This window comes from Rhizobium sp. C4, from assembly GCF_021026315.1.
GTDB lineage: Bacteria > Pseudomonadota > Alphaproteobacteria > Rhizobiales > Rhizobiaceae > Ensifer_A.
This window is the reverse complement of sequence record NZ_JAJNCX010000025.1, coordinates 21,319-27,873: the sequence shown is the minus strand read 5'-3', so window position 1 is coordinate 27,873 and position 6,555 is coordinate 21,319. Positions and strand designations below refer to the sequence as shown.

Sequence of the window (6,555 nt, the reverse complement as noted above, 5' to 3'; positions counted from 1 at the left end):
GAGCATCTACAAAACTGAACTGACCTTCCCGACGAACTGACATCCCACCGCCTCCAGCCGCTGCAGAACCAGTGAATCATATCAGTGGAATTTTGCAACGGTCCCCTTGTGGGAGAGGATAGCCTGCCCCAAGAGCCGCAGGCGATTGGCTTGGCAGGCTTGGTGAGGGGTTAATTGCGTCAGATGCCGAGGACAAATCGTGACCCCTCACCTGGAAAATCTAGCACTTAGCTAAAGCTAAGATGCTGATTTTCCTTCCTCTCCCACAAGGGGAGAGGCTAACCCGGATTTTCTGTTTTCCTCGCTCTCCAACATTTCGCTTATCCTAAACCCCTCCCGCCACCGGATGGACCAGCGACGACTGGCCCAGGCGGGAGGAGAGCTTGGTGATGTCCATCGTAACGTGCGGTGGATGTCATCAGGGGACGCGGGCGGCGTCGGGGCAAAAATCCTGACGAAACGTTTCCCCCGATGGGCCGCGAATGGCTCGGCGGCTTGGCAACGCCAAAGAACCCGTCTGCCTCCGCAGGCGGCTTAGCGAGGCGGCCCGCGTTTGAGGATCAGGGGCGGATGAGCCCCTGCCTTGCAGATCTCGACGGGCCGCGCTGGCGGGCCGCCGTTTTTATACCAATCAATCAGGGCGGCGCGTCAGCGTGGCTCTCCGGAAGTTTTTGGCCAGAGACAAGGGCAAGAGCGGCAGAACCGGAGTGGAACTCGGAGCCAAGTTTTTCCGGGGCGTCTTGTCGCGCCCGCAGCATTTCCAGGAAAAGTGGGAACCGGTTTTCCGTCCGGACATGCGTTGAAACAAGGTCAGGAGATGGAGACGATGGCAAGGCGCAGGAAGAAGATCATGCCGGAAATCATGCGATATGAGCCGATCAAGCCGGTCGCGGTGGCGCCCGACACGATCGAGTTCATGCTCACGCATCGCTCGTTCTATCATCAGGCAGCAACCGCGCTTGGCTTCTCCCTTCATTGCCACCGGCACCGCTGCCGCCGCCAGCACGCCTGCGTGACCTTCGCCCTCCATGCGGATCATAGCGCCGAGCCGATCAAGCTCTATCCCGCCTGCATCCGCAACGCCGATGCCGCCCGCCTCATCCAGTCCTCACTCGAAGCCATCGAAGCAGCGACCGGGGAAGTCGGAGAGAATGTCTTTGACCCCGTCTTCCGAAGAGCATTCCTCACAGCTTGCGACACATTTCGCCGCGCACGGATCGAGGCTGCGAGAGCGGAGAAAGAGGCGGCAGCAGATGCGGAACGGCGGCGGTTGTTGCGGGAGACGCGGAAATGATGTGGAGGGGGGTAAGCCTCGCCCGCAACCGTCAATGCTCCGGCCGCGAAACACCCCAAAGCCGCCACGGCGCCCACCAGACGAACCGCGTCTCCAGCACCTCCGGCACGGGATCATACCCCCAGGTGCCGCCCGGTCCGCAACGCATGAAACGGAACAGCGCCATGAACGACCCCTTCCACAAGCCATGCCGCGCCACCGCCTCATAGCCATATTCCGAACAGGTCGGCGAATGGCGGCAGGATTGGCCGATGAGCGAGGAAAGCGTCAGCTGATAGGCGCGGATCAGCGCAAGGCCAAGCAGCCGGCCGGGCGTCCTGGGGAATTGGCCCTGCCAGTTGCGGGAACGCGGATGAGGATGGTGGTGATGGTCAGCGCACATGGGAAAGCGCGCCACGAGTCGTCTCCCCCCTTGTGGGGGAGATGGCCGGCAGGCCAGAGGGGGACTTTATGACCAACGGGAGACGATACACACCCTCACCCCGCCACTACCGCAGCACCCGCCTCGATCTGGTCGAGACAATCGCAGACGGCGTCGAAGGTGAGCATGGTGGAGGCGTGGCGGGCCTTGTAGTCCTTGACGGGCTTCAGGAACCGCATGTCCTCGAAACGCCCCGAAGGCCCCTCGCCGTCCGCCTTGAGCATGGCCAGCATATCGGCCTTCGCCTGCCGCAGCTCGTCGGGCGTCGCGCCAATCACATGGCGGGCCATGATGGAGGACGAGGCCTGGCCGAGCGCGCAGGCCTTCACGTCATGGGCGAAATCGGAGACATGTCCGTCCTCGACCTTGAGGAAGACGCGCACCTTCGAGCCGCAGAGCTTGGAATGCGCCATCGCGCTTGCATCCGGGTCATCCAGGCTGCCAAGGCGCGGAATATTGCCGGCGAATTCGAGGATGCGGGCATTGTAGATGTCGTCGATCATGGCCTTGAACCGGGTGAACCCTCAGGGCGAACAGGATGTTGTCAAAAGCTGACAGATCGTTCGCCAATTGCCTCTTTCCTAGAAGCGCAAACATACTATATCTTATGTCGTGGATGGAGGCGCGTTTTGCAAGCAGCAAAACAGCGCCTTTTCTCTCCGGAATTTTCAAAAGGACACATCCGTTTGAAACTTTCGTGCGTAAATGGATCAGAGTTTGGCGGATGCGTTCTCTTTTTATGGGAACAAAACCGCTAGAATGGGAAACCGTGCCGGAGACCGCCCCTTGAAAGCGGATCGAAAGCCCCGGAGCCCGCCAAGGTGTTCAAGAAGCCTTTGTCAAAAGGTTTCAGGTGCCATTCTGGCGGTCCGAACCAACGAGATCCGTCCCCGACAGGGATGGGTCAGGAGGCCAGAATGGACGCAGTCGTAACACGCCTCGGTGCCAACCGGGATGAACGCCCGAGCCAGAAGGACGCGGAAGAGGCCGTCCGCACGCTGCTCGCCTGGGCGGGCGAAGACCCGACCCGCGAGGGCCTGCTCGACACGCCGAAGCGCGTCGCCAAGGCCTATAAGGAACTCTTCGGCGGCTATGACGAAGACCCGGTCGAGGTGCTCGGCCGCACCTTCGAGGAAGTGGCCGGCTATGACGACATGGTGCTCGTCGCCGACATTCCGTTCTTCTCCCATTGCGAACACCACATGGTGCCGATCATCGGCAAGGCGCATGTCGCCTATATGCCGGATGGTCGCGTGCTCGGCCTCTCCAAGGTCGCCCGCGTGGTCGATATCTTCGCCCGCCGCCTGCAGACGCAGGAAGCGCTCACCGCACAGATCGCCTCCGCCATCGACACAACGCTTGCGCCGAAGGGTGTGGCCGTGATGATCGACGCCGAGCACATGTGCATGTCGATGCGCGGCATCAAGAAACAGGGCTCGACGACGCTGACCACGACGTTTACCGGCGAGTTCAAGACCGACGCGGCGCTTCAGGCCCGTTTCATGACCATGCTCTTCGGCCGGAAATAACACATGTCCCTCACATTCGATCCGCCATCCTCCAACAAGGCGGAACTGGAAGGCGATGGCGCCTTCACCCCGAAGTTTGACCGCGATGGTCTCATCACCGCCGTCGTGACGGATGCGCGCGACGGCGAACTGCTGATGGTCGCGCACATGAACGATGAAGCGCTGGCGCTGACGCTGGAGACCGGCATCGCGCATTATTACAGCCGCTCGCGAAACATGATTTGGAAGAAGGGCGAGACCTCTGGCAATCTCCAGACGGTGAAGGAATTGCGCACCGATTGCGACCAGGACGCCGTATGGCTCAAGGTCGAGGTCGCCGGACACGACGCCACCTGCCACACCGGCCGGCGCTCGTGCTTCTATCGTGTTGCAAGGACCGAGGACGGCCGGGCGGTGGTTGAAATCACCGATCACCATCGCCACTTTGATCCCGCGGACGTCTATAACAAAAATTAGGCATATGCCTTGAAACGGGACAGCCCACTCACGCGTTTACGCTTTGGAAAGCGTTGCGCGCGCCTAATGTGACGGAACGGTGAACGTTCAGCGCTGTAAGGGGAGTATCATGCTGAACTGGAGTTTGAAACGCGACAATGCCAATCAGTTGCAGGCCGACAAGGCCCTGACTCCTGACATCCCATCCTCTCCTCCCCCTGCCCCGAAACGTCCCGAACCCCGCATCGCGCTCGCCCTTGGTGGCGGCGCTGCCCGCGGCTGGGCGCATATCGGGGTGCTGAGAGCACTCGACGAAGAAGGCATCAAGATCGGCATGGTCGCCGGCACCTCGATCGGCGCGCTGGTCGGCGGCTGCTATCTGGCCGGCAAGCTGGATGAACTCGAAAACTTCGCCCGCTCGCTCACCATGCGCCGCATCGCCGCCTTCCTCGACTTCACCATCGGCGGCGGCGGACTGCTGGGCGGTCTGCGCCTCACCAAGCGCATGCAGGAACATCTCGAAGGCCTGTCGATCGACGATCTCGACCGTCCCTTCGTGGCGGTCGCCACGGAACTGAAAACCGGCCATGAAGTCTGGATGCATTCCGGCTCGCTGATCACCGGCATCCGCGCGTCCTATGCCCTTCCGGGCATCTTCGAGCCTGTCGTCTGCAATGGCCGGGCACTGGTCGATGGCGCGCTGGTCAATCCGGTCCCGGTCTCGGTCTGCCGGGCGCACGAGCAGCAGCTGGTCGTGGCGGTCAACCTGCATTACGACCTCTATGGCCGCTCGGCCGTCATCAAGCACACGGCCTCTCACCAGCCGGTGACCTATCGCGACATGCAGGAAAACCCGGAGAAGGAACGCCGCCACGGCGTCACCTCCGTCATGGTCGAGGCGTTCAACATCATCCAGGACCGCATCTCGCGGGCACGGCTGGCCGGCGATCCCCCGGACCTGTCGCTACAGCCCCGGCTTGCCGATATCGGCCTGTCGGAATTCCACCGCGCCGGCGAAGCCATCGACCGCGGCTATCAGGAAGCCAAGGCGAAGATCGGCGAAATCAAGCGCATGCAGGATGTCCTGCTGCGCTGATCTCTGTCTCTATTCAGTCGGAAAATCAGCGGCGCGGGCCGCGGGCCACACGCTCGATCTCTTCGCGGACCAGCCGCTCGACCAGCGTCGGCAGATTGTCGTCGAGCCATTCCTGCAGCATCGGCTTCAGCATCTCTTCGGCAATCTCGTCCAGCGTCCGCTTCGAACCGCCAAGCGCATCGGCCAGCTCTTCAAACGAACGCGAAACCTTCTCTTCCGTCGTCGGCGACAGAAGCTGGGCCGGAACGGCAGACGCGATCTCGTTGCCGATCTGGACGGCAAAGCGCTCGATCGGATCGAGCTCCACCTCGTTCGCCTCGTCGGCAGAAACCGTCACCTCGGAAACGGGCTCGGAAGCCTCGTTCGTCGCCGGCTCGTAAGTGTCCAGAGCCACTTCCTCAACCTCATAGGACGGAGCAGAGACCGGCTCGGCGGAGGAGAAGAACGACGCGTCGGCCGAAACGGCCGGAGCAGAATAAGCAGGCGCAACGAAGGTCTCGACCGGCTCGGAACGCTCCTCGTCCACCATCGGTGCCGGGGCAGACTGGACCTGACGCTCCGTGTCATTGGCCGGTGCTGCCGGTGCGCGGCGTTCGGAGGCAGCCTTCACGCGGGCCGCAACATCGGCAAGCGACATAGGCCGGGCGGCGGGCTGTTCGAGACGCTCGGGCTGGCGCGGCGCGACAACTGATTCGGACGGCTGCACGAGCGGCGCTGCCGGCGCGGCATCCGCCACCATCATGGCGATATCGTCGTCGATGGTCAGCTCGATGGTCTCGGCCGCGTTCTGAGTCTGAGCGGAATAGGAAGCATTATCAATGCTTTCAACCGGATCGTTGTTCTCGATGATCCGGCGGATCGACGCCAGGATTTCTTCCATAGACGGTTCACGCGCTACATTTGGCTGAGCCATTTTCATCCCCGTTCAACACATCTGCCAGACACGATAATTATTAGCAGACAGTTTACCCTAAATGGGGCGAAAGGGAAAAAGAACAGGACGCGGAGGTTATCCACCGCGCCATCCACAGTTTCGGTCTGGTGCAAGGCAAACGGTGAATCCTTGTCCCCTTCAGGGCGATGCGTTGGGTAGCACGGCGCTGGTTGCCGGTCCCAGATACATCTTGAGCTCATATTCGGTCACCTTCGTTTTGTCGATGCCGCTCCGATCCGCGGAAGGATTGTTATTGAGCCACCGCACCGCATAGGTATCGTCCGTCAAGAACAGAGCGAAAGCGTCATCGTCCTTCAATAGATCGCGAATGGCCACCGCGCCGAATTTGCCCGCATAATACGTATGGTTTCGGCCAAGCCTGCTCTTGTAAAGCTCAAGCCTCTGCGCGATGTCAGCGTTGCCAGGGGCTGTGCGCAGAGACGTGATCCACGCTCCACCTGCACCTTTGTAATAGTTGAAGGTCGCCTCATCCACACCCGTCAGCCCGGCATTGACCGCCGTGGAATAACTCACATCATACCGCCAGAACATCGTGCCGAGGACCTTGGTCATAAGGCTCTCGCGGTCCTTCGTAACGTCGTCAATGTAGTTGTCGGGAAGAAAGCTCATATCCTCCCCATACACATACTCTTTGACGGCAAGCGAGGATCCAGTGTCTGTCCTCAGAAAGTCTTGAACCTTTTTGGTGCCCCCAGATTCGTCGGCTATCAAGTTCTTGAACAACGGATCGTTCAGAAGCACGTCCCAGCAACCGGACAGCATAATCGTCATCGAAAACAGAATCACAATGCGCGAAAGAAAATTGGGTTTGAACATGGTCATCTC

General features: G+C 60.8%; 8 protein-coding genes. 4 read left to right on the top strand and 4 right to left on the bottom strand.

Annotated elements, in window-relative coordinates; translation table 11 throughout:
• The first annotated feature begins 826 nt into the window (after nucleotides 1-826).
• A complete protein-coding gene (locus LQK84_RS24090; RefSeq protein ID WP_230831341.1) occupies nucleotides 827-1,294 on the top strand; it encodes a hypothetical protein in 468 nt (155 codons plus the stop codon).
• 31 nt (nucleotides 1,295-1,325) lie between these two features.
• Here the strand turns inward: LQK84_RS24090 and yidD are convergent, their stop codons facing one another.
• Nucleotides 1,326-1,676, bottom strand: coding sequence for a membrane protein insertion efficiency factor YidD (gene yidD, locus LQK84_RS24085; protein WP_230831342.1), 351 nt, complete (start codon nucleotides 1,674-1,676; stop codon nucleotides 1,326-1,328).
• A gap of 95 nt (nucleotides 1,677-1,771) precedes the next feature.
• A complete protein-coding gene (locus LQK84_RS24080; protein WP_230831340.1) occupies nucleotides 1,772-2,218 on the bottom strand; it encodes an iron-sulfur cluster assembly scaffold protein in 447 nt (148 codons plus the stop codon).
• Between the two features lie 414 nt (nucleotides 2,219-2,632).
• Here LQK84_RS24080 and folE point away from each other — a divergent pair, with 414 nt between their 5' ends.
• The 3 genes from folE to LQK84_RS24065 all read left to right on the top strand — a co-directional run bounded on the left by folE (nucleotide 2,633) and on the right by LQK84_RS24065 (nucleotide 4,775).
• Nucleotides 2,633-3,244 carry a GTP cyclohydrolase I FolE gene (folE, locus tag LQK84_RS24075; protein ID WP_230831339.1) on the top strand — a complete coding sequence of 204 codons (612 nt, stop codon included), beginning with the start codon at nucleotides 2,633-2,635 and terminating at the stop codon, nucleotides 3,242-3,244.
• Between the two features lie 3 nt (nucleotides 3,245-3,247).
• On the top strand, nucleotides 3,248-3,700 hold the full coding sequence (gene hisI / locus LQK84_RS24070) for a phosphoribosyl-AMP cyclohydrolase (RefSeq protein WP_230831338.1): 453 nt from the start codon (nucleotides 3,248-3,250) through the stop codon (nucleotides 3,698-3,700).
• 109 nt (nucleotides 3,701-3,809) lie between these two features.
• Nucleotides 3,810-4,775, top strand: a complete 966-nt coding sequence (locus LQK84_RS24065; protein ID WP_230831337.1) for a patatin-like phospholipase family protein — start codon at nucleotides 3,810-3,812, stop codon at nucleotides 4,773-4,775.
• A gap of 25 nt (nucleotides 4,776-4,800) precedes the next feature.
• Here LQK84_RS24065 and LQK84_RS24060 read toward each other — a convergent pair whose 3' ends face one another.
• Nucleotides 4,801-5,688: a DUF2497 domain-containing protein gene (locus tag LQK84_RS24060; protein ID WP_230831336.1), complete on the bottom strand. Its 888-nt coding sequence runs from the start codon at nucleotides 5,686-5,688 to the stop codon at nucleotides 4,801-4,803.
• A gap of 159 nt (nucleotides 5,689-5,847) precedes the next feature.
• Entirely contained in the window at nucleotides 5,848-6,546 is a 699-nt protein-coding gene (locus tag LQK84_RS24055) for a hypothetical protein (protein ID WP_230831335.1), read from the bottom strand.
• Nucleotides 6,547-6,555 lie beyond the last annotated feature (9 nt).

Coding starts and splice junctions, on each gene's coding strand:
- LQK84_RS24090 (WP_230831341.1), top strand. CDS start 827: ATGGCAAGGCGCAGGAAGAAGATCATGCCGGAAATCATGCGATATGAG.
- yidD (WP_230831342.1), bottom strand. CDS start 1,676: ATGTGCGCTGACCATCACCACCATCCTCATCCGCGTTCCCGCAACTGG.
- LQK84_RS24080 (WP_230831340.1), bottom strand. CDS start 2,218: ATGATCGACGACATCTACAATGCCCGCATCCTCGAATTCGCCGGCAAT.
- folE (WP_230831339.1), top strand. CDS start 2,633: ATGGACGCAGTCGTAACACGCCTCGGTGCCAACCGGGATGAACGCCCG.
- hisI (WP_230831338.1), top strand. CDS start 3,248: ATGTCCCTCACATTCGATCCGCCATCCTCCAACAAGGCGGAACTGGAA.
- LQK84_RS24065 (WP_230831337.1), top strand. CDS start 3,810: ATGCTGAACTGGAGTTTGAAACGCGACAATGCCAATCAGTTGCAGGCC.
- LQK84_RS24060 (WP_230831336.1), bottom strand. CDS start 5,688: ATGGCTCAGCCAAATGTAGCGCGTGAACCGTCTATGGAAGAAATCCTG.
- LQK84_RS24055 (WP_230831335.1), bottom strand. CDS start 6,546: ATGTTCAAACCCAATTTTCTTTCGCGCATTGTGATTCTGTTTTCGATG.